This window comes from Kitasatospora arboriphila (assembly GCF_039528095.1).
Lineage (GTDB): Bacteria > Actinomycetota > Actinomycetes > Streptomycetales > Streptomycetaceae > Kitasatospora > Kitasatospora arboriphila.
The window spans coordinates 1-442 of record NZ_BAAALD010000244.1 but is presented as its reverse complement, the minus strand read 5'-3'; the positions used below and the strand labels follow the sequence as shown (position 1 = coordinate 442).

1 protein-coding gene is annotated in these 442 nt (G+C 57.5%); it reads left to right on the top strand.

Annotation, left to right across the window (positions count from 1 at the left end; all coding sequences use genetic code 11):
- Positions 1-170: 170 nt before the first annotated feature.
- Positions 171-347 carry a hypothetical protein gene (locus tag ABD353_RS39735; protein WP_004197757.1) on the top strand — a complete coding sequence of 59 codons (177 nt, stop codon included), beginning with the start codon at positions 171-173 and terminating at the stop codon, positions 345-347.
- The last annotated feature ends 95 nt before the right edge of the window (positions 348-442 follow it).

Here is a 442-nt window from a genome sequence, read left to right as displayed (position 1 = left end):
TCGTGCTCTCATGCCAACATAGTAAGCCAGTATACACAGCGTAAACGCTGTGACTGGTTCAGGGCTGCGCCCCGAAACCCGCTAACACCACTGACGCGCTGGCGCTTGTCCAACGCCGGAGCGACCCGGAAAACTTTTCCGTGCCGTCCGGCGTTTGCGAAGGAGGGATAATGCAGAAGCCGAAGAAGAAGCCGCTCGTCGTAAAAAAAAGATCCTGGCATCCGGCAGTGATGGCAAATCTGATGCGTCAGGCACAGGAGGAAGATTACCGCCGGGAGCAGATGGCAGAGCTTGAGCGTTCAGCCCGGTCACATTTTGCGGATATCGGAGGAGAGGATGGCGGTTAAGCGTACCCGTTTTTTAGGTATCCGGGTGACCGATGGGGAGTACCAGCAGCTGCTGGAGCGCTGCAATGGAAGGCAACTGGCGGTGTGGATGCGGG